Origin of the sequence: Methanoculleus horonobensis (genome assembly GCF_001602375.1) — an archaeon.
GTDB classification, from domain to species: domain Archaea; phylum Halobacteriota; class Methanomicrobia; order Methanomicrobiales; family Methanoculleaceae; genus Methanoculleus; species Methanoculleus horonobensis.
In genome coordinates this window covers 651,945-677,578 of sequence record NZ_BCNY01000015.1, presented here as the reverse complement: position 1 = coordinate 677,578, position 25,634 = coordinate 651,945, and the positions used below count along the sequence as shown (strand labels likewise).

23 protein-coding genes are annotated in these 25,634 nt (G+C 62.6%); 14 read left to right on the top strand and 9 right to left on the bottom strand.

Annotation, left to right across the window (positions count from 1 at the left end):
* Positions 1-182: 182 nt before the first annotated feature.
* From dinB to mcrB, 5 genes are all read right to left on the bottom strand, one after another.
* Positions 183-1,265: a DNA polymerase IV gene (dinB, locus tag MCUHO_RS11150; protein ID WP_067078352.1), complete on the bottom strand. Its 1,083-nt coding sequence runs from the start codon at positions 1,263-1,265 to the stop codon at positions 183-185.
* Positions 1,266-2,085: 820 nt separating this feature from the next.
* On the bottom strand, positions 2,086-3,792 hold the full coding sequence (mcrA, locus tag MCUHO_RS11145; RefSeq protein WP_067078350.1) for a coenzyme-B sulfoethylthiotransferase subunit alpha: 1,707 nt from the start codon (positions 3,790-3,792) through the stop codon (positions 2,086-2,088).
* Between the two features lie 5 nt (positions 3,793-3,797).
* Entirely contained in the window at positions 3,798-4,562 is a 765-nt protein-coding gene (gene mcrG, locus MCUHO_RS11140; protein ID WP_067078348.1) for a coenzyme-B sulfoethylthiotransferase subunit gamma, read from the bottom strand.
* A gap of 89 nt (positions 4,563-4,651) precedes the next feature.
* Positions 4,652-5,122: a methyl-coenzyme M reductase operon protein D gene (gene mcrD, locus MCUHO_RS11135; protein ID WP_067078345.1), complete on the bottom strand. Its 471-nt coding sequence runs from the start codon at positions 5,120-5,122 to the stop codon at positions 4,652-4,654.
* A 16-nt stretch (positions 5,123-5,138) separates the two neighbouring features.
* The gene (gene mcrB, locus MCUHO_RS11130; RefSeq protein WP_067078343.1) at positions 5,139-6,443 is read right to left on the bottom strand and encodes a coenzyme-B sulfoethylthiotransferase subunit beta; all 1,305 of its coding nucleotides are present in this window, start codon (positions 6,441-6,443) and stop codon (positions 5,139-5,141) included.
* Between the two features lie 996 nt (positions 6,444-7,439).
* Between mcrB and MCUHO_RS11125 the strand changes: the two genes are divergently transcribed.
* Genes MCUHO_RS11125 through MCUHO_RS11105 form a run of 5 tightly spaced genes read left to right on the top strand, consistent with a single transcriptional unit; the run spans position 7,440 to position 13,066 of the window.
* Positions 7,440-7,853, top strand: coding sequence for a molybdopterin dinucleotide binding domain-containing protein (locus MCUHO_RS11125; RefSeq protein ID WP_048063713.1), 414 nt, complete (start codon positions 7,440-7,442; stop codon positions 7,851-7,853).
* Positions 7,853-9,223, top strand: coding sequence for a formylmethanofuran dehydrogenase subunit B (locus MCUHO_RS11120; protein WP_067078341.1), 1,371 nt, complete (start codon positions 7,853-7,855; stop codon positions 9,221-9,223). Before MCUHO_RS11125 ends, MCUHO_RS11120 begins: the two co-directional genes overlap by 1 nt.
* A gap of 3 nt (positions 9,224-9,226) precedes the next feature.
* The gene (locus tag MCUHO_RS11115) at positions 9,227-10,939 is read left to right on the top strand and encodes a formylmethanofuran dehydrogenase subunit A (RefSeq protein ID WP_067078339.1); all 1,713 of its coding nucleotides are present in this window, start codon (positions 9,227-9,229) and stop codon (positions 10,937-10,939) included.
* Positions 10,940-10,952: 13 nt separating this feature from the next.
* Positions 10,953-11,753, top strand: coding sequence for a formylmethanofuran dehydrogenase subunit C (locus tag MCUHO_RS11110; protein ID WP_067078337.1), 801 nt, complete (start codon positions 10,953-10,955; stop codon positions 11,751-11,753).
* A gap of 59 nt (positions 11,754-11,812) precedes the next feature.
* Positions 11,813-13,066, top strand: coding sequence for a molybdenum cofactor synthesis domain-containing protein (locus MCUHO_RS11105; RefSeq protein ID WP_067078335.1), 1,254 nt, complete (start codon positions 11,813-11,815; stop codon positions 13,064-13,066).
* 14 nt (positions 13,067-13,080) lie between these two features.
* On the opposite strand, the gene MCUHO_RS11100 is transcribed toward MCUHO_RS11105, so the two are convergent.
* Positions 13,081-13,893 carry a hypothetical protein gene (locus MCUHO_RS11100; protein WP_201786429.1) on the bottom strand — a complete coding sequence of 271 codons (813 nt, stop codon included), beginning with the start codon at positions 13,891-13,893 and terminating at the stop codon, positions 13,081-13,083.
* 126 nt (positions 13,894-14,019) lie between these two features.
* Between MCUHO_RS11100 and MCUHO_RS11095 the strand changes: the two genes are divergently transcribed.
* The 9 genes from MCUHO_RS11095 (at position 14,020) to MCUHO_RS11055 (ending at position 21,657) form a co-directional block, all read left to right on the top strand.
* Complete coding sequence (locus MCUHO_RS11095) at positions 14,020-14,796, top strand: ribonuclease III family protein (RefSeq protein ID WP_067078333.1); 777 nt, start codon at positions 14,020-14,022, stop codon at positions 14,794-14,796.
* Position 14,797: 1 nt separating this feature from the next.
* Positions 14,798-15,976 carry a DUF362 domain-containing protein gene (locus tag MCUHO_RS11090; protein ID WP_067078331.1) on the top strand — a complete coding sequence of 393 codons (1,179 nt, stop codon included), beginning with the start codon at positions 14,798-14,800 and terminating at the stop codon, positions 15,974-15,976.
* Between the two features lie 50 nt (positions 15,977-16,026).
* Positions 16,027-16,392: an HIT family protein gene (locus tag MCUHO_RS11085; protein ID WP_067078329.1), complete on the top strand. Its 366-nt coding sequence runs from the start codon at positions 16,027-16,029 to the stop codon at positions 16,390-16,392.
* Between the two features lie 156 nt (positions 16,393-16,548).
* Complete coding sequence (locus MCUHO_RS11080; protein WP_067078327.1) at positions 16,549-18,453, top strand: NADH-quinone oxidoreductase subunit 5 family protein; 1,905 nt, start codon at positions 16,549-16,551, stop codon at positions 18,451-18,453.
* On the top strand, positions 18,450-19,328 hold the full coding sequence (locus MCUHO_RS11075) for a respiratory chain complex I subunit 1 family protein (RefSeq protein ID WP_067078325.1): 879 nt from the start codon (positions 18,450-18,452) through the stop codon (positions 19,326-19,328). The genes MCUHO_RS11080 and MCUHO_RS11075 overlap by 4 nt, the downstream gene beginning before the upstream one ends.
* 5 nt (positions 19,329-19,333) lie before the next feature.
* The gene (locus MCUHO_RS11070) at positions 19,334-19,816 is read left to right on the top strand and encodes an NADH-quinone oxidoreductase subunit B family protein (protein WP_067078323.1); all 483 of its coding nucleotides are present in this window, start codon (positions 19,334-19,336) and stop codon (positions 19,814-19,816) included.
* Positions 19,813-20,193 (top strand): NADH-quinone oxidoreductase subunit C, encoded by a 381-nt coding sequence (locus tag MCUHO_RS11065; RefSeq protein ID WP_067078321.1) that lies wholly within the window; start codon positions 19,813-19,815, stop codon positions 20,191-20,193. Before MCUHO_RS11070 ends, MCUHO_RS11065 begins: the two co-directional genes overlap by 4 nt.
* Positions 20,178-21,257: a hydrogenase large subunit gene (locus MCUHO_RS11060; RefSeq protein WP_067078319.1), complete on the top strand. Its 1,080-nt coding sequence runs from the start codon at positions 20,178-20,180 to the stop codon at positions 21,255-21,257. Before MCUHO_RS11065 ends, MCUHO_RS11060 begins: the two co-directional genes overlap by 16 nt.
* Before the next feature lie 7 nt (positions 21,258-21,264).
* Positions 21,265-21,657, top strand: coding sequence for a 4Fe-4S binding protein (locus MCUHO_RS11055; RefSeq protein ID WP_067078317.1), 393 nt, complete (start codon positions 21,265-21,267; stop codon positions 21,655-21,657).
* 182 nt (positions 21,658-21,839) lie between these two features.
* On the opposite strand, the gene MCUHO_RS11050 is transcribed toward MCUHO_RS11055, so the two are convergent.
* The 3 genes from MCUHO_RS11050 to MCUHO_RS11040 all read right to left on the bottom strand — a co-directional run bounded on the left by MCUHO_RS11050 (position 21,840) and on the right by MCUHO_RS11040 (position 25,613).
* Positions 21,840-22,214, bottom strand: coding sequence for a hypothetical protein (locus MCUHO_RS11050; RefSeq protein ID WP_201786428.1), 375 nt, complete (start codon positions 22,212-22,214; stop codon positions 21,840-21,842).
* A gap of 177 nt (positions 22,215-22,391) precedes the next feature.
* A complete protein-coding gene (locus tag MCUHO_RS11045) occupies positions 22,392-23,792 on the bottom strand; it encodes a dihydrolipoyl dehydrogenase family protein (RefSeq protein WP_235808252.1) in 1,401 nt (466 codons plus the stop codon).
* A 33-nt stretch (positions 23,793-23,825) separates the two neighbouring features.
* Positions 23,826-25,613, bottom strand: coding sequence for an SLC13 family permease (locus MCUHO_RS11040; RefSeq protein WP_067078313.1), 1,788 nt, complete (start codon positions 25,611-25,613; stop codon positions 23,826-23,828).
* Positions 25,614-25,634 lie beyond the last annotated feature (21 nt).

Below are 25,634 nucleotides of genomic sequence, written 5' to 3'. Positions count from 1 at the left end.
GCTCTATGGGAGTTGCGGCAAAACGTCACCTCTTCTTCTCTTCCCGGTAGGGGATCGGGACGTAGGCGACCGGCACCGCGAAGAGGAGGAGGAGGACGGCGGCGAGGAGCACCGTCCAGAAGTCGGGCATGCCGGAGCGTAATGCATACCCCCGATAAAGAACGTTCGCTTCGCGGGGCGGTTCAGGAGAGGAACTCGTCGATCGACGCCTGCCGGGTGCGCCCGCCCTCGAGTGCCGAGAGCCTGACCCCGATCAGGCGGATGGGCTCGCCGTTGAGGAACGGATCGAGCAGCCCGGACGCGGCCTGCCGGAGCGCCGCGGGGTCGGCGGTGAACCGCGGGAGCGTCCGGGACCGGGTATGCGTCTGAAAGCCGCGATACCTGACCTTGACCGTGACGGTGCGGCACCGGAGTCCATCGGCACGAAGCGTCTCCGCGACGTCGTCCGCAAGCGCGCCGAGCGTCCCCGCGAGGAGCGGCGGGTCGGCGGTATCCACTTCAAACGTCGTCTCCCGGGAGATGGACTTGCATCCCTCCCGGCCCTGAACCTCGCCTTCGTCGATGCCCCGGGCGAGGTGGTGCACCCGGACGCCGGATCTCCCCAGACGGGCGATGACCTCCTGGACGTCGCGGCGTGCAAGGTCGCCGACGGTCTGGATGCCCATCTGCCGGAGGTCCTCGCCGGTCTTCTTTCCGATCCCGGGGATCCTCCCTACCGGCAGGGGGGCAAGGAACCCGGCGACCTCGTCCGGGCGGACGATCGTCAGTCCATCGGGCTTTTTGTAGTCGGAGGCGATCTTCGCCACCGCCTTGCCCGGAGCGACCCCAACCGAGCAGGTGAGCCCGGTCTCTTCCCGGACCTCCCGCTTGATCGCGGCGGCAAGCGCTCCCGCCGCGGGGAAACTCCCGGCATCGCTGACGTCGAGGTAGGCCTCGTCGATGCTCACCTGCTCGATGCGCCCGGCGTGCCGGGAGAGGATCGTCATGATCTCTTCCGAGACGCTGGCGTAGAACGGGTGATCCACCGGGAGGTAGACGCCATGCGGGCAGAGGTCGAACGCCCGGGAGATCGGCATGCCGGAGTGCACCCCGTAGCGGCGGGCCTCATACGAGCAGGTGCTCACGACCCCGCGGCCCGCCCCCCCCTTCGGGTCGGCGCCGACGATCACCGGCTTCCCGGCAAGAGAGGGGGCGCGGCGGACTTCGATGGAGGCGAAGAAACTGTCCATATCCACGTGCAGGACGATGCGGCTGCCGGTTGTCATTCCGTGAACATCTCCTCCCGGTTTCTTACGGGAGTGTTGGGAGTCCGGCGATATAGGGGGTTTGGTGGCGCGGGGCGAAAGTGCAGGGGTGAGAGAGGTTTGCGCGGGTGCCGGATATGGGACGGGAGCGGTCAGAGTTGCGTCTTGAGGGAATTCGAGGGCGCATTCGAGAACACTCATAGGCCCGGCCGCCCATCACGTCTAAGATCTTTGAGCATCTTCCGAGCGTATCTGCAAGGCTATGTAAAAGCCCGAAAACGGCTTCCAAGGGGATATCGCCATTGGGGGTGGGGCTGACGGGGAGGGGGCATCCCCCCTCCCCTGTCTCTACCCCGTAAGGCTCTACCTTTGACCCCCACCCCGCCCGGCCTCCGGCCTCCTCCCCCGCCCCCAAGGGGCGGGGGCAGTGCATGGTGATACCCCCACGGTCCACTGGAGGAGACATTTTCCCACGGATTCAGCATACCCAGTTGCTGTAGAAATCTGTTTTCGGGATTTAGTCTCCGATTCTCAAACTTGCCCGGATCTCCAGGCATCCCCGAGTATAGGGCATCTTTGCAACAGGGGTTTCGCCCACCACCACGCACCCCATCCCAACCCCCGCGCGCCTCCCGGCGACCGAGACGGGTTCTTTACGGACGGGGAACCCGGCAAATGCGACGCTCCGCTATAAAAACAGCATACATCATGATACGAACACTCAACCTCATAATACGTGGGCGAGTGAGGACCACTCGCTCCACCTTCTCCAGCTGATCGGCAGGAATGCTTGCGATCGCGGATTATGAGGACGTGCAAATAAAAAGGGTTATGGAGTTATTTACCGCGCCGGGATGATGAGCGAGCGCTCGCCGGCGGGCATGAACTCGCGGATTGCACCCTTCGCGAACTCGCGGCGGGGCTCGGCGAAGTCGAACCTCAGGCTCGGGTCGGCGAAGCAGACCTTGACGAGCGGGCTGTAGCAGAACGCGTCGCTGCGGCCGTAGTGGGCCCCCGCGACGATTGCGGCGTACTCGCCCTGGTGGCCGACGTTCATCGCGTAGTTCGGGTAGTTCGGGCCACGCAGTTCGCCCATCAGACCGCGGTCGGAGACCATGGAGAGGGAGTTCGCGGAACCGCACTGGTCCTGGAGGTCGTAGCCGAAGAAGCCGAGACGCGACCATCCGTCCTTGTGCAGGAGCATGGAGAGATACCAGCCGTTCAGACCGGCGTTCGAGTTTCCGGTCGTGATAGAGGTCGTGAGACCGGATGCAGCGGCGATGACACCGGCACGCTGGGAACCGCCGAAGTGGTCCTCCATCATGGTCGGGAACATCTCATACTGCTCCATGGCGTTGAGGGTGACCTCGGTTGCAAGGTCGTTGACGATCTCCTGGGTCGGCTTGACCTTGTCGCTCGGGCTCGGGTTCTTCCAGTCGACCTTGTACTTGTCCTTGGCGTAGTCCATACCGTAGTAGGTGAACTCGTCGAGGATGTTGTCGGTGTAGGCCGCGGTTGCGTACTGCGTGAATCCGACACCGCCGGACATGTAGGAGCCGAGCCAGATCTGGTCGTAGAGCATGGTTCCGGCGCCGACGACCTCGAGAGAGGCCTTCGCGGGGTCGTTCGGGTACTTCCGGTTCGCCTGGACAATATCGGCAAAGAGACCGAACTTGATGCCACCGGGCTCGTTCGGGCCACGGGCACGCCGGGCGGGCAGGACGGATCCCATGTTGACGACGCCTGCGTGCTTCGCAGCGTAGGAGAGGTCGGCGACGGCCGCTTCACCGGCGCACATGCGGTAGGCAGCGATGAAGGACATACCGATCTGCATCGCAGACCACCGGGAGGTCGTTCCACCGTCGCAGGTCCGGGAGACCGTGGTCGGGATGTGGATTGCCTGGTACATGCTCTTGCCGACTTCGGCCTTGAGTTCCTCGGCCTGCTTTGCGGGGAAGAGCTTCTCGATGTTCAGCAGGAACTGGGGCTCGATGTCGTCTGCGAGCTCCTGGTCGCCGGTGAAGACCTTGACGTAACAGTCGTCGACGAGGCCGGGGTGAGTCTCGACCATGTGCTCCTGGACGACGGCGCCGCCGGGCATCGCATGGTTCAAGATGTGGAGGTACTCGTTGATCGTCTCGGGGGTAACTTCCTTGCCCAGACGCTTCTGCAGGGTCTGGTGAGCAAGATCCATCCCGACGATGACGGTTCTCCGGATATCGTCCCACATCTGCTGCATCGCAGAGTTGTTGACGAAGTGCAGGTCGTCACCCTCGACGAAGACGCCGGTGCCGGAGACCTCGTAGGTCATCAGCTGGCGCTGGCCCATCGGGATACCGCCAAGGTGGCAGCGCTCGGGGTCGTACATGGAGACACCGCGGTCCATCTCGACGGCACGGCTTGCCTTCATGAACTCCATCTTACGGGGAGACTGGCGGACACCGTTGAACTTGTAGAACTCGGCGGTCTCAGACTCGACGTCCTGTCCCTGGAACTTCTCCTTGAGGGCTTTCAGGAACAGCTTCTGGGATCTCTCAATCTTTGCCATTGTAATCACTCCTCTTTCGGCATGAAGCCGTATTTCGTGCGCAGCGAGTGGATGCGCTGGATATATTCGACGTACTCGGTGTCATCGCGGTAGGAAGTCCCTACGAGCGAGTGGAAGATCGTCGTGTGAGCCTTGAGCCACTTCTGGTCCATGGGCTTGCCAACGGCAACCGCACGGTCGAGGGGCTCGCCGATCTGGTTCTTGACGTACTTGACGATGCCGTCCTCACCGAGGACGTTCCTCTGCAGCATGTCGAACATCATGCCGTCCTCAGCGAGACGGAGCGAGTGGCCGTGCACGGTCGCACCGCGGATGCCGACGAGGGCAGGGTCGAACATCTCGGTCTCGATGAGATCCTTCGCGTATTTCTCGAGGTCACGCTCGCGGCACTCGACGATCTGACGACCGGAGAGCGTACCGGGGTCGATACCGCGGAAGCGGTACATCTCGGTGTAGGTCCGCTGGTAGGGCTGCGAGGGAGCGTTGAACATCGAGTCTGCAAACTGGATGTAGCGGACACGGTCGCCTGCCTTCGCACCCTCGGTGGGCTTGACGAGCTTGCGCATGGGGCAGTTGGGCTCCTGCTGCTCGGCGAGCGGGGGGTGGGCGGTCGGGTATGCCGATCCGGGAGCCCTGTGGCCGAGGATCAGCACAATGTCCTCATCCGTTACGGAACGAACCTTCTCAAGCTTCTGGTTGGGGTTCATCTGTTTGCGCCGGTTCTCGGCGACAACCGATGTCCCGGGACCGTACTGGGGCTTGTATGCCATTTTTCATTCACCTCAAAGTGATTGATATCTTATTCATTTCCTATCTTGAATGATTTTCAGCCATATTTCCGGATTTTATGCGCCTCGCGTCACTGTTCCGTCCGGATAATCACCGGTTTCTCCCCATTCCGGGGATCCGTGAGACCGACGAGCGATGTATCGGCGTCCGGCCCATACTTCGCGTAGTCCACGAGCGTCGGGGCGGTCTTCATGAACCTGCCTTCCTGGAGCAGGTAGGGAAACTCCACAAAGAAGCCGTCGCAGAGCGAGCGGATCTCCTCAATGGCGGAAGCGTCCTCGACCTCCAGGATGACCATGCCCACCTGGACGCGCAGCGCAATCTCGGCGTCGGCGACGCGGATCGCTTTGCGGTCGGAGTGTGGGTTCGGGCTTCCCCGTGCCGGTCCGTACGGGACTGTCTTCGGCAGGCCGGGCCCGTGGATCATCATCCGGCGGATACCGGCGATGCCGGCAAGCATATTGAGCAGGCGTTCTGCGGTCGCGGGCTTGAGCATCCGTACGGGCACAATCCGGACCTGCGGAAATGCGGCGTTCGTCATTCGAATCTCTGCTCGCTCAGGCTCCGTTTGCGATCTGGTCGATCGGCTTGTTGAAGACGTCGATCTTACCGTAGGTGTCGGCGAAGAGCTTGGAGGTGCTCTCGGGCGAGAACATCTGCGTTCCGGCATCGAGTGCCGCTGCGGCGACCACACACGGGATAGCCACGCCGTTTGCGTGCCGGGTCACGACGTGGTTGCCGTTGAAGATACCGGGGCCGCCACCACCGTAGATCGAGTGGCTGAAGAACGAGAATCCGACGGCGGTACCCATGACACGACCGTAGTCGGTGCTCGGGAGGCCGGTCTCGTGCTCAAGCAGGTCGTTGAAGTAGAGGAGCGTCGCGGAGACCGCCTGGGCGAACCGTCCGGCACCACAGTTGACGATGGTGGCTGCCATGGTTCCTGCGGCTGCGTAGGCGTTCCAGAGCATGGGGTCCTTCGTGTCGTAGAACTGGAAGTACCCGCCCTTCTTGCCGGGGACGATGACCTTGTCCTCGATGGCGCGCTCGACCAGGCTCTGGACGACGGTACCGACGGTTCCGGTCTGGCCGTTTGCCTTGACGAGGTCGTAGACCATGTTGTTCGCGTTCAGGCCCTGGTAGCCGTAGGCGAGCAGCTGAGCGCGCTCGAACGGCCCGACGGCGGATCCCATCTCGAAGATACCGGCGGTCTCGAGGGTGGACGAGAGTGCTGCACCCTGCAGAGCGTTCCTGCCGGTCATCATGACCGTGTGGTTGACGGGGATGTTCCGGAGCGCGTAGCCGATACCCTCGTTGTTCTGGGGGATCGTCAGGATCGACGTGACAAGCGCACCTTCCATGTCCTGGGTGTGGGGGTAGCTGCCCCAGCAGGCCGCCTTGACGGTGGATGCATTGAAGGCGTCGATGTTGAACTGGTCAACGATCGAGAAGGTGGTCGCGGCTGCGACCGAGGTGATCGCGGCGTCGTAGGTGGACGCGTTGACCAGGCGCTTCGTCGGGACCTGGACCAGCAGAAGTTTTCCACCGTTGAACTCCATGATCTCGGTGTCGTCACCCTCCTCGACCTGGATCATCTCCTTGATCCTGGCGACGATCGCGTCCTTGTTCTCCATGATGGGGAGGTCGAGTTCTCTTCCCTTGATCTTGCCCTTTCCAAGCTTGCCAACCTTGAGCGCATCCTGGATGCCGCCGAGGTTTACGCTGATCGTCCTCTTGGTCAGGTCGATGATCTTACCTGTGGCCGGGTTAACCAGCGGGCTGATTCTGTCGAGGGTGACGCCGCTCTTGAGCAGCTTCCCGTCATCAGAATAGAGATCGATTGTTTCCGTGTATTTAGCCATAGTATTTCATCCTTTTACCCTTGTTCAATACGTTCCGTTCATGCAAGAGATCGAGACAGTCATCTGTTCTAGATCCCAGAAGGCCGCTACTGCACGTCCCAAAAGGGACTATAAGAGTAGAAGGAGAGCTATTAATAAAATTTGCGAAATAAGACTGATTTTTTTGCAAAAAGTAATATTAATATCAAATATATTTCGAATCGGATATTTTAAAATCGGGATTCAATTGGTTAGATAGTTGAACCCGATCATTAAAAAGGGTTTCTCCCCACTGCCCAAAAGGCGTTATCGCCCTGGAGAGGAGGCGGGCAGGAGGGACATATTAAATATTACGTGGAACAATAGTAATAGCAATAATTAAAATTGTCACACCGAAAAAGATTCAACTGTACCTGATTATATCGGTTGGGCACAAAAATATATAATCCTACCCCTCTCCGGGGAGGATTCCCGGAGAACCAGATACCCAGACCGCCGTTTGTTAAAAGATCATGACATCGGCAAGATGTAAAAAGGACTTCCGTATATAGCACATCTACAATCAGGTCTACCCCGGGCAAAAGGGCATACTCCTCACCCGCCACGCCATGCCCCCCATTCTGCGACTCTCGCACTCTCGACCGGCGGCGGCCGGTGATCCGGCCATTCTGCAACGCATTGCGGATCAACCCATCCGGTAAAAAACAATCCATTTAAAAAACCAGGATGTAAAGCCTGTAATCTTTAGTTGCTTACAAATCCGGAATGGTTAAATACAAAACATTACAAGTTATGACAAAACGATCCGCCCGGTGCTCCGCCCGGATGTTTCGTTTCCTCGGGTGAGCAGGGCCGCACCATGCCGGAAGGCTCTGCTCGCCGGGTACAGAGAATCCCGGTAGACCCTCCCAGAACGGAGTACCCGATGACGGGTGTTGCCGGGGTTACCGTATCCTACGCGGCCGGTCTCCCGAAAACCCGGAAGACCGGTCTTTCCAACTACATCGAGGCAAAACCATGGCGAACAGGATTACACTGAACATGATCACTCAGCGCTCCATCGAAGAAGGCGTTGCGATGGAAAAGGGCAAAACGACCCCGGAATACTTCGAGGCCTGCTCGATCATCGAGATGCACGACGACGACGTTAAGGCGCTCGGCCTGGTTCCGAACCAGCTGGTACGGGTGACGAGTGAATGCGGAAGCGTGGTCGTCAAGGCCGTCAAAGGGCGTCAGTCGCTCTACCCTGGCCTTGCATTCATCCCGCAGGGTGTCTGGGCAAACCAGGTGGTACCTCCCCGGACCCAGGCGACCGGGGAGCCGCAGTACAGCGGTTTCCCCGTGACGGTCGAGTCGGTGAACGGGGAGAGGCGCAAGAGCGCGCTCGAACTCGTCCAGGGAGCCGTCGGGATGTGGAGAGGTGATCAGTAATGCCAAAGAAGATTGAGAATGTCGGATGCCCCTACTGCGGCGTCTGCTGCGACGACCTTGTCGTGACCGTATCGGACGACGGAAAAAAGATCCTCGAGGTGGAGAATGCCTGTGCCATCGGCAACCAGATCTTCCACCACGCAACGGGTGGCGAGAGGGTCAAACTGCCCCGTCTCCGCCAGCCGGACGGCACCTACAAGGATATCTCCTACGATGAGGCGGTCGACTACGCGGCGAAAGTCCTCTACAACGCAAAGAAACCCCTGATCTACGGGTTCGGGTCGACCAACTGCGAGGGCATGGCCGCCGCGGCCAAGGTCGCCGAGAGAGCGGGGGCCGTGCTCGACAACTGCGCGTCCATCTGCCACGGGAGCTCATTTTTAGCCATATTCGACAACGGCTACCCGAGCTGCACCCTCGGCGAGACGAAGAACCGGGCGGACGTCATCGTCTACTGGGGCGCAAACCCCGCCCACGCCCACCCGCGGCACATGTCCCGCTACTCGATCTTCCCCCGCGGCTTCTTCACCGGCAAGGGCCACAAGAGCCGCAAGATCATCGTCATCGACCCCCGCCACACCGACACCGCCCAGGTGGCGGACATCTACCTGCAGGTGAAGCAGGGGCACGACTACGACCTCTTCAACGCGTTCCGCACCGCCATCCGCGGCCACGAGATCCCCGCCGAGGTTGCCGGGATCAAGCGCGAGCAGATCCTCGAGGTCGCCAATATCATGAAGAAGGCCCGGTTCGGCACCATCTTCTACGGCATGGGCCTCTGCCACTCCGACGGCCGGAACCACAACGTGGACATCGCCATCAGCCTGACCCGCGACTTGAACGACCACACCAAGTGGACGATCATGGCGATGCGGGGCCACTACAACATCACCGGGCCGGGCGCGGTCTGGTCATGGCAGTATGGCTACCCCTACTGTCTCGACCTGACGAAGAAAGATATCGCCCACATGAACCCCGGCGAGACGAGTTCCGTCGATCTTGCCATGCGCGACGAGGTGGACGCTTTCATCAACATCGGAACCGATGCCGGCGCCCACTTCCCGATCGAGGCGGTCAAGCACCTCCGGAAGCACCCCTGGATCACCATCGACCCGAACATCTGCATGGCGAGCGAGATCTCCGACCTCCATATTCCGGTGGGCATCGTCGGGGTCGAGGTTCCGGGCATTGTTTACCGGATGGACAACGTCCCGATCCAGTACCGCAAGGTCATCGACCCGCCCGAAGGCGTCATCAGCGACGAGGAGCTCTTCGAGCGGATTCATAAGAGACTCTCTGAACTGGATGCCGAAGAGGCTGCGAAAGGACCGGCAAAGGCCGCACCGGCCGGCGTCCGCGCGGAGGAGTGAAGCATGAGCGAACTACTGATCAGGAACGGGTTCGTCTTCGATCCCCTGCAGGGGATCAAGGGCGACCGCATGGACATCGGAGTCAAGGACGGCAAGATCGTCGAGACCAGTCTTCTCGCCAGCCCGAAGACGATCGACGCGACCGGCATGACCGTGATGGCGGGCGGCGTCGACGTCCACTCTCACGTGGTCGGGCCGAAGGTGAACGTCGGCCGGCTCTTCCGGCCGGAGGACAAACTCTTCAAGAGCCCCCACAAATCCCCTACGTGCAGCCGCATGGAGATGGGCTCCTCCGTCCCCTCGACGTTCAAGACCGGCTACGACTACGCGCGGATGGGCTACGTCTTCGTCAACGAGGCGGCGATGCCCCCGCTCCACTCCCCGCACGTCCACGAAGAGATCCGGGATACCCCGATCATCGACATCGCCGCGATGCCGGTCTTCGGGAATAACTGGTTCACCCTTGAATACCTCAAAAATAACGAGATCGAGAACAACGCCGCGTATACCGCCTGGCTCCTCCGGGCAACCCGCGGGTTCGGCATCAAGGTCGTCAACCCCGGCGGCTCCGAAGCCTGGGGATGGGGCCTGAACTGCGTGAACATCCACGACCCGGTTCCCTACTTCGACATCACGCCGGCAGAGATCGTGAAGGGGCTCATCGAGACGAACGAGCACCTCGGCCTCCCGCACTCAGTGCACCTGCACTGTAACAACCTCGGGAACCCGGGCAACTACGTCGACACGCTCGAGTCGCTCAAACTCGCCGAGGGCTACGCCCCGAAGAACGACTTCGGCCGCGAGCAGGTGCTGCACCTCACGCACCTCCAGTTCCACTCCTACGGCGGCGACTCCTGGGGGAACTTCGAATCCCGGGCAAAAGACGTGATGGACTACGTGAACGCCCACGACAACCTCACCATCGATATCGGGCAGGTGACCCTCGACGAGACCACAACCATGACCGCCGACGGGCCGTTCGAGCACCACCTCTGCTCCCTCAACCACCTGAAGTGGGCGAACGTAGACGTGGAACTCGAGACCGCTGCAGGCGTCGTCCCCTACATCTACAGCCCGAAGGTCAAGGTCTGCACCATCCAGTGGGCGGTCGGCCTGGAGCTGGCGCTCTTCTCCAAGGACATGATGCGGACGTTCATCACCACCGACCACCCGAACGCCGGACCGTTCACCCGCTACCCGCGCGTCATCACCTGGCTGATGAGCAGGGCTGCGCGTGACGAGACGATGAAGACGTTCAAGTGGCTTGACAAGACGATCGACGCGACCTCCATCGACGGTATCGATCGCGAACTCGGCCTCTACGAGATCGCACAGATGACCCGGGCGGGGCCGGCAAAGGCGCTCGGCATCAGCAACACCTATGGCGGGCTCGCCCCCGGTATGGATGCCGATATCGCCGTCTACGCCCTCAACCCCGAGAATATGCCCTCCGACCCGGCGGATATCGAGAAGGCTTTCTCGCGGTGCGCCGGGCTCGTCAAAGACGGCATCGTGACCGTCCGGAACGGCGAAGTCATCGCGGAGCCCGCGAAGCGGACGATCTGGGTCGACGTGAAGGTTCCGGAGAACGCACAGGTGCAGAGAGACATCTACGAGCACTTCCTCCGGCACTACAGCGTGAAACTTGACAACTACTCGCTCTTCGAAGAGCATCTCCACAACCCGCGGGTTATCGAGGTCGATACGACACAATGAGGTGATGAGAAGCATGAAGACAGTAATCCTCACCCTGACCAACCCCCCCGAGCTCATGCTTGAGGGGCAGAACATCACTCCGGACAACTTTGCAGGCAAGAAAGCCGCCGAGATAACTGCCCTTGATGTCTGGGAAGGCAAGCAGAAGAGCCCGCTCGGGAAGTACTTCACCGTCGAGGGCGACGGTGCACCGACAGCCGAAGAGACGAAGATCATCCTCCGGGGAGACTGCACCCGTGTCAAAAGGATCGGGCAGCAGATGACCGCCGGCGAGATCGTCATCGAAGGCAACGCCGATATGTACATCGGCGGCTGGATGAAAGGCGGGAAGATCTACGTCAAAGGGAACGTCGACTCGTTCTGCGGCATCGGGATGGAAGGCGGCGAACTCGTCGTCGACGGAAACGCCGGGAGCCACCTGGGCTCATCCCCCCGCGGCGAGTGGCGCGGCATGCAGGGCGGGCTGATCCGGGTCGCCGGGAGCGTCGCGAACGATACCGCCACGTTCATCAACGGCGGGACGATCGTCATCGGCGGCGACGCGGACATTCACGTCTCCACTCACGGCGAAGGCGGCACCGTCATCGTCAAGGGCAACGCCAAGGGCCGCGTCGGCGGACAGATGGTGAAAGGCGACATCTACGTCTACGGGACGATCGAGAACCCGCTCCCGGGATTCCAGATGGTCGGCGAGGTCGAGCAGGAGGTCGACGGCCAGACCGCCCGCTTCGCCCACTACATCGGCGACCTCGGCGAACGCCACCCGGTCTCCAAGGGCAAGACGGTGTATGCGAACCTCTACACCCGGATCTAACTTTTTTTGCGAAAGCGGCCGGCGCCGCCGGGAAGAGGCGATGATATGGGTATAACGCCATGGTGAGGCGGCGCCTCGCGTCAAGACCGCTCGCGGAAGTCCGGGCGATGATGCGCTCGGCCTTCCCCTGCCCCGACCGGGTCGCTACCCTCCCGGTTGCCGGGACGGCCGGACGGGTGACGGCAGGGCCCGTATACTCGCTCCTGACGGTCCCGGCAACAGAGATCGCCGCAAGGGACGGGTTTGCCGTCGTGAGCGGCGAGACCACCGGTGCGGGCGGCGGGAGCCCCGTCCCGCTCAGGAACCCGCACCGGGTGAACACGGGAAACGCGATCCCTCCCGGCTACGATGCGGTCGTCATGATCGAGGACGTCGTCAGAGACGGGGCCTGGAGCACGAAGAGAGCGGTGCTCCCGGGAGAGCATATCCATCCGGCCGGCTCGGAGATCCGGCAGGGCGACCCGATCCTCCCGGCCGGGCACCGGATACGCCCCTGCGATATCGGGGCGCTCCTCTCCTGCGGGATCGCCGCGGTGGACGTGCGGGAGGTGAAGGTCGGCCTCATCCCGACGGGGAGCGAACTGGTACCGGCAGGCGAGTGCCCGGGGCCGGGAGGGGCCGTCGAGAGTAACACCGCCGTTAGCGCGGCAATGCTCGGCGAGGCCGGCGCCACCTGCACACGCTACGGAATCGTCCGCGACGACCCCGTACTGCTCCGGCAGGCCATCAAGAACGGCGTTCGCGAAAACGATCTCCTCCTGATCTCCGCCGGGTCGTCGGCAGGCACACGGGACTTCACCGCCGCCGTCATCGGCGACCTCGGCGAGGTGCTCGTCCACGGCGTCGCGATGAGGCCGGGCGCACCGGCCATCATCGGCCGCATCGACGGCAAACCGGTCATCGGGCTCCCCGGCTACCCGATCGCCGCCCTGACAGCCGTGCGGGAACTCGCCCTTCCGCTGCTCGCGGCATGGGGGTTTCATCCCCGGCCGCTGGAGCGCCTCCGCGTCCGGCTCGCCGGAACGGTCACGACCGACCCCGGCTACGACGAGTTCGTCCTCCTCACCGTCTCCCGGACCGGCGACGGGCACGTCGCGACCCCCCTGCCGCGGGGGGCCGGGCCGCAGATGGCACTGGTGCGTGCAGATGCTTACCTGCACGTCCCCGCAGGCACCGGAGGCATCGACGACGGTGCTGAGGTCGACATTCTGCTGACCGGGCCGTACCGGGAGCCGGACGAAATCTGCAAACCCACGCCGGAACAGCCGGTGCAGGAACGAAAAGAGCTACTTCAGGTGAAGGGCGGATCCTGACGGGAGTTTTATGCTCAGGTTCCCGCCGTACCGTCGGCGGCGCCTCCGGCCGAATCCTTCCGGCAGCCCCCCTCCTCGCCGTCGCCCCCACAGGTCTCCATCAGAGGGCGGATGCGCTCCTCGATATGCGGGCGATTCTCCTGGAACTCGCGTGCGAGCAGGAACGTCCGGACGGCGTCGCCCATCCCCCGGTGGGCGGCGAGGATGTGGCGGCACTCCCGCGGGACGGGGTACCTGAAGTGCGTCGAGGCGACGACGGAATCGTCGGCGGAAAAATCGATGAGCCGGGCGAGGCGATCGAGGGAGAGAACCTGTTTCATCTTGAAGTGTCTCCGGATCTCCCGCTGGAGGTCGACCAGCATGCACCCATCGAGCGAGAAGCCCGCGGCCCGGAAGGCTCGTTTCTCCATGCTCGCGGCAAAGACGACGATTGCCCGGGCATCCCCGGCCGAGACGATTGACTCCATGAAGAGGCGGAGATCGGCAAATGCTCTTTGTGCCGTCGCCTTTGCCGCGGGCACCCCGGCGCCCGGGATCCGGTAGGAGTGATTGTAGGGCCTCCCGTACTCCCCGCGCCCCATGTTCGCCACGGTCGTCGCGACGCCGACGGTCTTGCCGCACCCGTCGGTCACCTTCTTCCATATCTCGACATCGACGTCGTAGCAGAACTGCTCGCCCAGATAGCGGACGCTGTCATCCTGTGGCCTATGGACAACCGCACCGATCTCGATCGGCATCATGACCGCCCGGCAGGTTCCGTAGACGTAACCGAACTCGATGTCCAGGTAGACCCACCTGCCTGCCTCGCCCGCTTCCGGCAGCACCACGAGTAAGTATCTCTTCGGGGGCAACGAAAAGGTTTCCCGGATGCTCCGTATCCGGCAAAAGTTTATCCAGCAGAAGATAAGCCATTCTATAGAGAAGAGCGGCAGGGCGTCCTGCACCCGACGGACATGAAACTCTCCACCCTCTGGACCAGAATTCGTATCGGCGGCCTTTGCGGAAGGAGGCTCACCCGACGCCCGATGCCCGTCGCCCTCGACCGGGAAGCGGAGGTGCGTGCGCTCCTCGCCCGCGCCCCCTTCGGGATCACCGACGTCGCGAAGACCGCCCTCCCCCTCTACGACCGGGCGCTGACCCACCGGTCGTACGCGAACGGCAGAGAGTACCCCATAGCGACGTTCGAGGACAACGAACGGCTCGAGTTCCTGGGGAACTACGTCCTCGACTTCGTCATAGCCGACCACCTTTACGGCGAGTACGACCTCCCCCCGGGCGAGATGAACCGGAGGCTCCAGGTGACCAGAAACACCAAACTCGCGGAGATCGTTCGACGGCAGGGCCTCGGCATCGACGCCGCCGTCCGGGGGCGCGGGCAGGCGCCGACCGACTCGATCGTCGCAGACGCCTTCGAAGCCCTGATCGGCGCGATCTACCTCGACCGGGGCCTCGACGTGGCGCGGGACGTGGTGCTCGCGATCTTCGAGGAGGAGATCGCGGAGTGCGATACCCACAGGAACTACCGCGGACGGCTCCAGGAGCATGTCGCCCGGGAGAACCTCGGCGAACTCGAGTACGCCTTCCGCCAGACCGGGCCCGGGAGCTGTCCGGTCTGGGCCGCACGGGTGACGGTCGGGGGAATTCCATTCGGAGAGGGCGAGGCAAGGACCAAACAGGGCGCGGCGATGCTCGCGGCAAAAGAGGCGCTCGGCCGCATCGGGGAGGAATGAAGTGCAGCCGGCCGGCCGGGACGCAACCGTCGCGGTCGCCCGGTGCGAGGGGTACGCGCCGGAGAAGGTCGATGCGGCCGTCCGCCGTGCAATCGACCTCATCGGCGGCATCGGGCGGTTTGTTGCGCCGGGGGAGAGCGTCCTCCTCAAACCGAACCTCCTGCAGGGGCAGGCGCCTGAGAAGTGCGTCACCACCCACCCGGAGGTCGTCGCTGCCATCGCGCGGCTTCTTACGGAGCACGGGTGCCGGGTCGTCATCGGCGACAGCCCCGGTGCCGGGATTGTCTACAGCGAGGCGAATCTGCGGCGGGCGTATTCGCGGAGCGGGTTCGCCGCGGTGGCCGAGGAGACCGGCACCACCCTGAACTACGACACCGGCTCGCAGATAGTACCGTTCCCGGAAGGCGAGGTGATGAAACAGTTCTCCATCATCACCCCCGCCGTAGAGGCCGACGCGATCGTGGTCGTCTCCAAAGCCAAGACCCACATGTGGACGCGGATGACCGGCGCCGCGAAGAACCTCTTCGGGCTGATCCCGGGGCTCGAAAAACCGGTCTTTCACTTCCGGTTCCAGGACGAGTACGCCTTCGGCCGAATGCTCGTCGACCTCAATGAGTGTATGCAGCCCCGGCTCCAGATCGTGGACGCGGTCGTGGGGATGGAGGGGGACGGGCCTCAGGCCGGCAGTCCGCGAACGATCGGAGTCGTCCTTGCCGGGAGCGATTACGCGGCCGTGGACGCTGTCCTCGCGCGGCTCATCGGCATGGACCCGCTCGAGATCGGGAGCACCAGAAGCGCGGCCGAGCGCGGGCTCCTCGATCCCGAGGGAGTCCGGACGGTCGGCGACGACCCGGCGGAGTTCACGGTTCCGGACTTCCGGAAACCCTCGACCTACGTCGGGGGCAGGACGGGCATCTGGCGGCGGGTCGTCCAGGCCGTCGTCCGGCGATTCGGGCGAACCTACGCTCCCCGCCCCGCCGTGATCGCTCCTTCGTGCATCGGCTGTGGGAAGTGCGAGCGGATCTGCCCCGTCCACGCGATCACCGTTGCCGAAGGCAGAGCGACGATCGATCTTACGCGCTGCATCAGGTGCTACTGCTGTCATGAGATGTGCACCGAGCACGCCATCGCCCTCTCCCGCAGCCTCCCGGGAAAGATCCTCGCCCGCCTGCTCGGGTGAGAACGATCGAGCCAAAACACTCATGAGCGATCGGAGAAAGAGCAGGGGCCATGCCATGCCCGTTCTGCAACCCGGCCCCCGAGGATATCGTTACCGCTAACGAACTCTGCTACGCCCGCTACGACATCCACCCGGTCAGCCCCGGCCACCTGCTCGTGATCCCCTTCCGGCACGTCGGGAGTTACTTCGATACGACCGATGAAGAGAGGACGGCCCTCGCCCGGCTCATCGACGACTGCAGGGAGATCACCGGCCGCGGCCGCCACCCCGACGGCTACAACATCGGCGTCAACGTCGGGGAGGCCGCGGGGCAGAACGTCATGCATGTCCACATCCACTTCATCCCGCGCTACCGGGGAGATGCCGGAGAGTACGGGGGAGGCGTCCGGGGCGTAATACCATGCGAACCGGAATAACGGCAAATACCAATCTCCAGGCATGATTCCCAGGTTCCTCATCGTACCGCCGTGCCCGGTTGAGCGGCACCGGGCATGCACCGGCCGATCCCCGGGGTGCTCATGTGGAATGATTAATTATGCAGTTAAGGCATAGGTACCCTACGAGGGACAATAGTGCAGACGCTGCTCTTCCTAATATTATTCCCCATCCTCGTTGCGTGCCTTTTATTGTTCGTGAAGCGGACGACACTTCGCTACGTGGTGGTCGCCCTCTCGGCTCTCGCTATCGGCGGGGCTTCGATATACCTGCTCATGCGGTATGCGTTCGAGGGCGCGGTCTACTTCGCCGCGCCGTCGGAAGCGGCCGGCCTCGTCATGGTGGCCATCGAGATGGGTCTTGCGCTCTTCATCATCTACATGGGCGCAAAGTTCAGGAACTACCTGGCAATCGCGCTGGCCGCCGTCCAGGCGGCGCTGGTGGTATACCTCGAGGCCACGTTCTCGGGGAGCCTTCATGCGGTCAACAACCTCTTCATCGACCAGTTCTCGATCATCATGGCCCTGATCATCGGGCTCATCGGGAGCCTCATAGCCGTATACTCGGTCAGGTACATGGAGACGTATCACCACCACCACCCGGAGGTGCGTGACCGGCAGAAGATCTTCTTCTTCGTCATCTTTGCCTTCCTCGCCGCGATGTTCGGCCTGGTCTTCTCGAACAACCTCATGTGGGTCTTCTTCTTCTGGGAGATCACCACTATCAGCTCCTTCCTGCTGATCGGCTACTCGGAGACCGAAGAGGCGACGAAGAACGCATTCCGCGCGTTGGTGATGAACCTCCTCGGCGGGGTCGCGTTCGTCGTCGCGCTCATCATTCTTGCCGCCACCGAGGCGACGAGCGGGGGCATCGATCTCGCCCGGGTGCTCGCCTCCGGCGACACGGCCATCATCCTGCTTCCGGCCGCCCTGATCGGGTTTGCCGGGATCACGAAGGCCGCGCTGATGCCCTTCTCCTCCTGGCTCCTCGGGGCGATGGTGGCCCCGACCCCGGTCTCGGCGCTGCTCCACTCGAGCACCATGGTCAAGGCCGGCGTCTACATCCTGGTCAGGTTCTCACCGGTCTTTGCCGGGACATTCGCCGGGTTCTCCATCGGCCTCGTCGGCGCCGTGACCTTCGTCGTCGCATCCGCGATCGCGATATCGCAGAACAACGCCAAACTGGTTCTCGCCTACTCGACGATCGCGAACCTCGGCCTGATAGCCGCCTGTGCGGGTGTCGGAACCTACATGCTCGTCTGGGCAGCGATCCTCCTGATCATCTTCCACGCCGTCGCAAAGGCGCTCCTCTTCCTCGGAACCGGGGCGATCGAGCACCGGATCGGGAGCCGCGACATCGAGGACATGGAGGGCCTGATCGTCCGGATGCCCAGGATGGCCGTGATGATGTTCATCGGCATCGCCGGGATGTTCCTTGCACCCTTTGGTATGCTGATCTCCAAGTGGGCGGCGATCGAAGCGTTCGTCCAGGTTCCCTTCGGCATCGTCTTCATCGCCATCCTCGCCTACGGAAGCGCCGTCACGGTCTTCTTCTGGGCGAAGTGGATGGGCAAACTCGTCGCGGTCACCAGAAACCAGGAGCGGGTGGAGAAAGGGTTCTTCGAGGAGCCCTGGGCCCCCCTCTACATCATCACCGGCCTCGTGATAGCGGCCGTTCTCCTCTTCCCGGTCATCTCCTCGGTACTGATCGAGCCGTACGTCCTTGCCATCTACGGGGTCACGGCGCTCATGGCGCAGGCGAACGTCGCCATCATGCTCCTGATGATGGCACTCCTCCTCGTCCTCCCGGTCTCGTTCCTCCTCTTCAGGAGGAGCGCAAAGAGTCTCCCCGCCTACATGGGCGGGAGAACCGCCACGCCGGATCTGCACTTCAGCGGATCGCTCGGCCGGACACAGGAGGCTCAGACGCGGAACTACTACCTCACCGAGTACTTCGGCGAGGCCAAACTCTTCCTTCCGGGAGCAGTGGTCTGCACCATCCTGATCCTGGCATCGTGGGTTCTCGCGGGGGTGGCGCTATGACCTGGACCTGGCTTATCGGGGCGATCCTCTTCCTCGTCCTCGCGCCCGTCGTCGGCGGCCTCATCGCGGGAGTCGACCGGAAGATCACCGCGCGGATGCAGGGGCGGGTCGGGCCGCCGCTCCTTCAGCCCTTCTACGACGTAGGCAAACTCTTCGAGAAGGAGAGCGTCGTCGTCACGACGGCGCAGAACTTCTACGTCCTCGCCTACCTGATCTTCATCGCCCTCTCCGGCGCGCTCTTCTTCGCGGGAGGGGACCTGTTGCTGATCATCTTCGCCTTCACGCTCGCCCACGTATTCCTGGTGCTCGGGGCCTATGCGGTCCACTCCCCCTACAGCCACATCGGGGCCGAGCGCGAACTGATCCAGCTGATGGCCTACGAACCGATGATCATCCTCGCGGCCGTCGGACTCTACATGATCACGAACAGCTTCTACGTCGCCGATATCGCCGTGACGACCATACCGGCCATTCTCTACCTCCCCGGCGTCTTCCTCGGCTTCGTGACCATCCTCACGATCAAACTTCGGAAGTCCCCCTTCGACATCTCGACGTCGCACCACGCGCACCAGGAGATCGTCAAGGGCATAACGACGGAGTTCTCGGGATCGACGCTCGCCCAGGTCGAGATCGCCCACTGGTACGAGAACGTCTTCCTCCTCGGGTTCGTCTACCTCTTCTTTGCCTGGAACCCCGTGATCGGGATCATCGCGGTCGTGGTCACGTATCTCGCCGAGATCTTCGTCGACAACGTCACGGCACGGGTTCGGTGGCAGGCGGCGCTGAAGAGCGGGTGGTTCGCGGCAGTACTCGGCATCGCGAACCTGGCGATCCTCGCCTATATCCTCGGCTATATGATGACTGGAGGTGCATAAGTACCATGGCATTCCTGAAGCGATCACCCTGGATCCTTCACTACGATGCGTCCAGCTGCAACGGGTGCGACATAGAGGTGCTTGCATGCCTCACCCCGCTCTACGATGTGGAGCGGTTCGGCATCATCAACACCGGGAACCCGAAGCACGCAGATATTCTGCTGATCACCGGCGGAATCAACACGCAGAACCGGGAGGTGGTCGAGAACATCTACGAGCAGATGCCGGAGCCGAAAGTCGTCATTGCAGTTGGCATTTGTGCCGCAACCGGCGGCATATTCCGGGAGTGTTACAACATCGTGGGGGGCATCGACAAGGTTATCCCCGTGGATGTCTACGTTCCGGGATGCGCGGCAAGGCCGGAACAGATCATCGACGGTGTCGTAACCGCGCTTTCGATCCTCGAGAAGAAACGAGCGGCGATGGCGGGGACGGCGCAGACGAGAGAAGAAGAGCAGCACGCAGAACAGGCAGGTGAGAGCACATGACGGTTAACGAAGAGCAGACTACCACCGGTATCGCGCTGGAGGATCTCCTGCGAGAGGTCGAGGCGCTTCACGCCGGGGGGTACCGCCTCGTCCAGATCGGGTGCACGGATCTCGACGGGTCTTACGAGCTCAACTACTCGTTCGATAAAGGCTACCAGTTCAGGAACCTCCGCCTGACTGTCGGGCCGGAGACGGAGATTCCGAGCATCTCCGGGATCTACTGGGGAGCGTTCGTCTACGAGAACGAGATGCACGACTCCTTCGGGATTCCGGTCAAAGGAATTAATATCGACTTTAAAGGAACGTTCCTCAGGACGGATGAAAAATATCCGTTCAGCGTCACGAGAAGGGGAGGCGACCGATGCCAGAACGCATAATCGTGCCGTTCGGACCCCAGCATCCGGTGCTGCCGGAGCCGATCCATCTCGACCTCGTTCTCGAGGACGAGAAGGTGGTGGAAGCGATCCCCTCGATCGGCTACATCCACCGGGGACTCGAACGTCTCGTGCAGAAGCGCGAGTATACCGAGTATGTCTACGTGGCGGAACGGATCTGCGGGATCTGCAGTTTCATCCACGCGCTCTGTTACTGTCAGGGCGTCGAGCATATCATGAAGATCGAGGTTCCGGACCGGGCACGCTATCTCCGGACGATCTGGTCGGAGTGCTCGCGTCTCCACTCCCACCTCCTCTGGCTCGGGCTCTTTGCCGACGGGATGGGCTTTGAGAACCTCTTCATGCGGTCCTGGCAACTCCGGGAGAGCGTGCTCGACGTGCTCGAGGACACCACCGGCGGAAGGGTCATCCAGGGTACCTGCAAGGTCGGCGGGGTCAGGCGCGACATCGGGCAGGAGAAACTCGACGAGATGCACCGGACACTCGATCCCTTCGAGCAGCAGTGCCGGGATCTCGGCGACGTATTCTTGAACGACGATACGGTGAAATACCGTCTCAAGGGACTCGGGGTCATCTCAAAGGACGAGGCCTACGACCTCGGGGCGGCGGGACCGACCGCCAGGGGGAGCGGGGTCGCGATGGACCACCGCGAGACCGGCTACGCCGCCTACGGGGATCTCGGCTTCAAGCCGGTCGTCGAGACCACCGGCGACTGCTACGCCCGGTGCGCAGTTCGGGTCAAGGAGGTTTACGCTTCCATCGACCTGATCCGGCGGGCGATCGAGGAGATGCCCGAAGGACCCATCGACGTGAAGGTCAAGGGGACGCCCGACGGCGAGTACTTCTCCCGCGCGGAGCAGCCCCGGGGCGAGGTCATCCACTACCTCAAGGGCGACGGGAGCAAGCACCTTGCCCGGGCCCGTATCAGGACGCCGACGCTCGCGAACATCCCGCCGCTCGTGAAGATGCTCCCGGGCATCCAGCTCGCGGATGTCCCGGTCGTCGTCCTCTCGATCGACCCCTGCATCGGCTGCATGGAGAGGTGAAGACAGAATGGGAATTTTTCAGATGACAAAGACGGTTCTCCGGAACCTTGCAGGCGGTCCGGCCACCCGCCAGTACCCGGCGGTGCCGGCACGGAGCTGCTCCCTCACCCGGGGGCACATCGTCTTCGACCCGGCCACCTGCCGCTCCTGCAACCTCTGCGTGAAACGGTGCCCGTGCGAGGCGATCCGTCTCGACAAGGAGGCGAAGGTCTGGGAGATCGACCGCATGCGGTGCATCGCCTGCGGCGACTGCGTCGAGGGCTGCCCGTTCGGGAGCCTCACGATGGAGCAGGCTTACCTCCCGCCGGGGGTGGAGCACGTGGTGGAGCGCTACACCATCACCTACGTGAAACCCGAGAAGCCGGCGAAGAAATCGGCCGAAGAGAGCACCGGCGCGTGAAGTGAGGGGACCGGGGTGAGGTGCCCCGGCGGGATCTTTTTTGTCACGTTTTATCGAGCAGTGGATGCGTTAAAAGTGTGATTGCGACTGCCAAAATGTCCAGATATTTCATCATTGTATGCGCCATATGAGCCGATAACTTGGAATTTCGTTGCTTGAGGAGTATGCTTATAACACGGGTATTATTCTATCTGCTCTTTTTCGGCACTTATCTCGCTAAATGCCTTCGTTAACAATGGCAAAGCGATATAGAGTGCTTTAAGGTTATTACTCAGCATCGTATGCTGCCAGGTACCCTGTGCTAATTTCTTCTGCGATTTCTCAGATTTACTAATCAAGGAAGTTATTGGCGCAAATGCTTCTTTCAAATTTTCTTTTGAATAATAATCCAGATCATCGCTTTCTGCTAATTCTTTTGATATCAATGATAAAACTATGTTTAGCGCTTGAAGCCTGTTCTTTTGTAGCGTATGCTGAGGAGTACCTTGTGCGAATTTTTCTTTTGCTTTCTCAGTCTTGTTGATCATTGAAACTATGGCGCCGAGTGCTTCCTCCATATCTTTCTTTGTAGAATTATCCAAAAACTCCAACCTCCAGACCTGCAATGTTAAACTACCCAATACAGTAAAAACCCGTTTCTTTCTGAAATGGGGGTGCCGACTCCCCCATCTTTTCGGCATCCCAAAGAATCCCCAATCAGTCGAACCGCATCATCTTCCAGTTTATCACTTACCTTACTTCCTCACCAGCGGATGCACCATGTGGATGATATCGTAGGTGTTGCTCGGGTAGGCCCACGGGATCGCGTCGAGCGTGAGGTCGTCCGCCGTCAGGCCGTGTCTGATCGCGAGGGCGAAGATGTTGATCACCTCTTCGACGTGCGGCCCGATGAGGTGGGCGCCGAGAACCAGCCGGGAGTCCTCGTCGACCAGAAGTTTGTAACCGGCGTGTTTCTGGCCGATGCCCCGGTTTGTGAACCGCCCGGAGAGGTCGCCGGCGTTGACGACATAGGGGATCCCCTTCTCCTTCGCCTTCTCCTCCGTGAGCCCGACGGAGGCGATGGGCGGATACGTGAAGACGGCGCTCGGGACGACGGAGTAGTCCGCGACGCGGGCGTCGCCGCCCAGGATGTTGTCGACGACGATGTGAGCGTCCATCACCGCCACCGGCGTCAGCTGCGGGCTCCGCGGGTTCGCGTCCCCGGCAACGTAGACCGCGGGGTTCGAGACGCTCCGGAGACGGTCGTCGACCACGATCCCCCGGCGGTCGGTCTCGACGTTCCCCGCGGCGGGGTCGAGTTCCTCGATCGCGGAGACCCTGCCCGCGCCGTGGACAACCATATCGGCACCGAAGATCTTCTCCTCCCCATCCTTTCCAGCCCGCACGCGCAGGCCGGCGCCGTCCCTCTCGACCGAGACGAGCGGCATATGCATCTGCACGTCGATCCCCGCCTCGACTGAAGCCAGCAGCAGGCGATCGACGATATCGGGATCGAACCCCGAGAGGGGCCGGCCGCTCCGCTGCAGGATGGTCGCCGCCGACCCGGCAGCGGCGGCGACGTGGGCGAACTCAAACGAGATATAGCCCCCGCCGACGAAGACGATCCGTTCGGGGAGCGCTTCCAGGTAGAAGAAGTCGTCGCTCGACGTCATCAGATCCTCGCCCGGAACGTTCAGCGGCCGGGCACGCGCACCGGCGGCGACCACGATGTACCGGGCGACGAGCGTATCACCGCCGACCGTCACCCTGTCCGGCCCGGCAAAGCGGGCAACCCCGTGGTAGGTATGGATCCCCGCTCCCCGGAACCCCTCCTCCTTCCGTTGGGGAATGTGACCGGTGATGGTTCGTTCGAAGGCAACCAGTTGCGGCCAGTCGATCGAGACCGCGCCCCGGATGCCGTTCCCCTGCAGGTTATGGACACGGGAAACCGCCTCCGCGGCACCGGCAAGCACCCTCTTGGGGACACAGCCTCGTAGGGCGCACGTCCCCCCGTATTCCCGGGAATCAACGATAGCTACCTGCATCCCGGCCTTCCTGCAGTGCCAGGCGATGTCTGAACCGGCGACCCCGGTCCCGATGACGACGACGTCGTACTCCCGCTCCATGGTGAGCCTCCGGTCGCCGCAAAGCGCCATAAAGGTTTACCCCGGGCATGGAGAGGTGAGAGATCAGAAGTAGAGGAGGGAGACGATGCCGACGGTGATCAGGATGAAGACGACCGTCATGATGCTCCCGGGTACGATGTAGTCCCGGGTCTGGTAGCCCCCGGGCCCCATCAGGAGGGCGTTCACCGGATGCGTCGGGAGGAGAAAGGAGTTGGAGGTGCATATCCCGACGAGGAGCGCGAGGCCGCGGGGATCGAGCCCGAACGAACCCGCCATCACGAGCGCGAGCGGAACCAGGATGACGGTGGCGGCGATGTTCGAGATCACGAGCGAGAAGGCGGTCGCGAGAAGCGCAACCGCGATGAGGATGAGGGGCGTCGGGTACCCGGCGACCAGGGCGGCCACCTGGTCGGCGATGAACCGGGCAGTTCCGGTTGTCTCCATGGCGATGCCGAGCGGAAGGAGGCCGGCTATCATCGTGAGCGTCCGCCAGTCGATGGCCCGGTAGACCTCCCCGACCGGGATGACCCGGAGGAGGATCATCGCGAGCACCCCCGAAAGAAGGCTCGTCGCGATCGAGAGCCCGGTGTAGGTGAGGCCGACGGCGGCAACAAAGCAGAGGACGGCGACAGGCGCATCGCGTTCCCGAACCCCCGCCCGCCCCTCAATGGGGGTTACCATGACGAAGTTCCGGTTCGTGGCGAGCGCCCGGAGCCGTCTCCACCGCCCCAGAACAACCATCGCATCCCCCGCCTGCAGGGGGAGATCGGCCAGATCCTCCCGCCGCTCACTCTCCCCCGTGTGGATGACCAGCACCTCGACACCATAGGTCACCCGGAACTCGAGGTCACGGAGCGTCTTGCCGACGATCGGTGCATACGGCCGGACGATCACCTCGGCAAACCCCACGTTCGGGTCGGCCATGACGTTCGCGGTGCTCTCCCCCGCCCGGATCCACTCGAGCCCGAAATCGTCCATGAATCGCGCGATGTTCTCCGCCTCGCCGAGAATGCCGAGCTCCTGCCCGGCGGCGAACCGGGTATACCGCCAGGGCGTGTAGACGACCTCGTCCCGCTCGGCGAGGGAGATGAGGTGAAGGTTGTAGCGCGAGATCATGTGCGCCGCCTCCCGGGTCATCCCGACAAGCGGGCTTCCCGCCGGGATCCGCAGATAAAATATCTGGCAGGGGAGGCACCAGGTCTGGATCAGTTCCTCCTGCGGAGTCAGCCGGGGTCTCTCGTGCCGGGGGAGAACCCGATCCCCGAAGAGATAAAAGAAGGCTATCCCGGCGAGCAGGAGCGGCAGGCCGACAGGGGTGACGGCAAAGAGTTCGAACGGCGCGTACCCCCGCTGCCGGAGAAGGTCGTTTAAGATGATGAGGGTGCCCGCTCCCACCATGCTGATGGTGCCCCCAAGAGTCGCGGCGTAGCCGACCGGCAGGAGAAAACGTGACGCAGAGACCCCCGTAAGCGACGAGACCCGGAGAAGCGAGGGGAGGAAGACGGCGGTCGCCCCGACGCTCTGCATGAATGCCGAGAGCCCACCTGCGACGAGTGAGACGGCGGCGGTCAGACGACGCTCGCCGGTCCCGGCAAACCCGACGATCGCGCGGGCGATGCGGATCGTCACCCCGGTCCGGTCGAGCCCGCGGCCGAGCACCATCACCGAGAGCATCGCGATGACCGCGCTGCTCGAAAACCCGGAGAGGGCCTGTGCCGGCGTGACGAGCCCGAGCCACGCGAGCGCGAGGGTCACGAGCACGGCGGCGACGTCGACCCTGACGGCGCCGGCTATGAAGAGGACGGCAGCGGCGGCCACCACCAGCAGGGTGAGGAGGACCTCGGTCTCCATCGGTCACCCGGGAGTGAGCGG

Excerpts from the sequence above, each read along its gene's own strand:
- MCUHO_RS11055 (WP_067078317.1), top strand. The coding sequence starts at position 21,265 with ATGGGAATTTTTCAGATGACAAAGACGGTTCTCCGGAACCTTGCAGGC.
- MCUHO_RS11115 (WP_067078339.1), top strand. The coding sequence starts at position 9,227 with ATGAGCGAACTACTGATCAGGAACGGGTTCGTCTTCGATCCCCTGCAG.
- MCUHO_RS11075 (WP_067078325.1), top strand. The coding sequence starts at position 18,450 with ATGACCTGGACCTGGCTTATCGGGGCGATCCTCTTCCTCGTCCTCGCG.
- mcrA (WP_067078350.1), bottom strand. The coding sequence starts at position 3,792 with ATGGCAAAGATTGAGAGATCCCAGAAGCTGTTCCTGAAAGCCCTCAAG.
- MCUHO_RS11095 (WP_067078333.1), top strand. The coding sequence starts at position 14,020 with ATGAAACTCTCCACCCTCTGGACCAGAATTCGTATCGGCGGCCTTTGC.
- MCUHO_RS11050 (WP_201786428.1), bottom strand. The coding sequence starts at position 22,214 with ATGGAGGAAGCACTCGGCGCCATAGTTTCAATGATCAACAAGACTGAG.
- MCUHO_RS11105 (WP_067078335.1), top strand. The coding sequence starts at position 11,813 with ATGGTGAGGCGGCGCCTCGCGTCAAGACCGCTCGCGGAAGTCCGGGCG.
- MCUHO_RS11070 (WP_067078323.1), top strand. The coding sequence starts at position 19,334 with ATGGCATTCCTGAAGCGATCACCCTGGATCCTTCACTACGATGCGTCC.
- mcrD (WP_067078345.1), bottom strand. The coding sequence starts at position 5,122 with ATGACGAACGCCGCATTTCCGCAGGTCCGGATTGTGCCCGTACGGATG.
- dinB (WP_067078352.1), bottom strand. The coding sequence starts at position 1,265 with ATGACAACCGGCAGCCGCATCGTCCTGCACGTGGATATGGACAGTTTC.
- MCUHO_RS11120 (WP_067078341.1), top strand. The coding sequence starts at position 7,853 with ATGCCAAAGAAGATTGAGAATGTCGGATGCCCCTACTGCGGCGTCTGC.
- mcrB (WP_067078343.1), bottom strand. The coding sequence starts at position 6,443 with ATGGCTAAATACACGGAAACAATCGATCTCTATTCTGATGACGGGAAG.
- MCUHO_RS11045 (WP_235808252.1), bottom strand. The coding sequence starts at position 23,792 with ATGGCGCTTTGCGGCGACCGGAGGCTCACCATGGAGCGGGAGTACGAC.
- MCUHO_RS11040 (WP_067078313.1), bottom strand. The coding sequence starts at position 25,613 with ATGGAGACCGAGGTCCTCCTCACCCTGCTGGTGGTGGCCGCCGCTGCC.
- MCUHO_RS11065 (WP_067078321.1), top strand. The coding sequence starts at position 19,813 with ATGACGGTTAACGAAGAGCAGACTACCACCGGTATCGCGCTGGAGGAT.
- MCUHO_RS11110 (WP_067078337.1), top strand. The coding sequence starts at position 10,953 with ATGAAGACAGTAATCCTCACCCTGACCAACCCCCCCGAGCTCATGCTT.
- mcrG (WP_067078348.1), bottom strand. The coding sequence starts at position 4,562 with ATGGCATACAAGCCCCAGTACGGTCCCGGGACATCGGTTGTCGCCGAG.
- MCUHO_RS11125 (WP_048063713.1), top strand. The coding sequence starts at position 7,440 with ATGGCGAACAGGATTACACTGAACATGATCACTCAGCGCTCCATCGAA.
- MCUHO_RS11060 (WP_067078319.1), top strand. The coding sequence starts at position 20,178 with ATGCCAGAACGCATAATCGTGCCGTTCGGACCCCAGCATCCGGTGCTG.
- MCUHO_RS11085 (WP_067078329.1), top strand. The coding sequence starts at position 16,027 with ATGCCATGCCCGTTCTGCAACCCGGCCCCCGAGGATATCGTTACCGCT.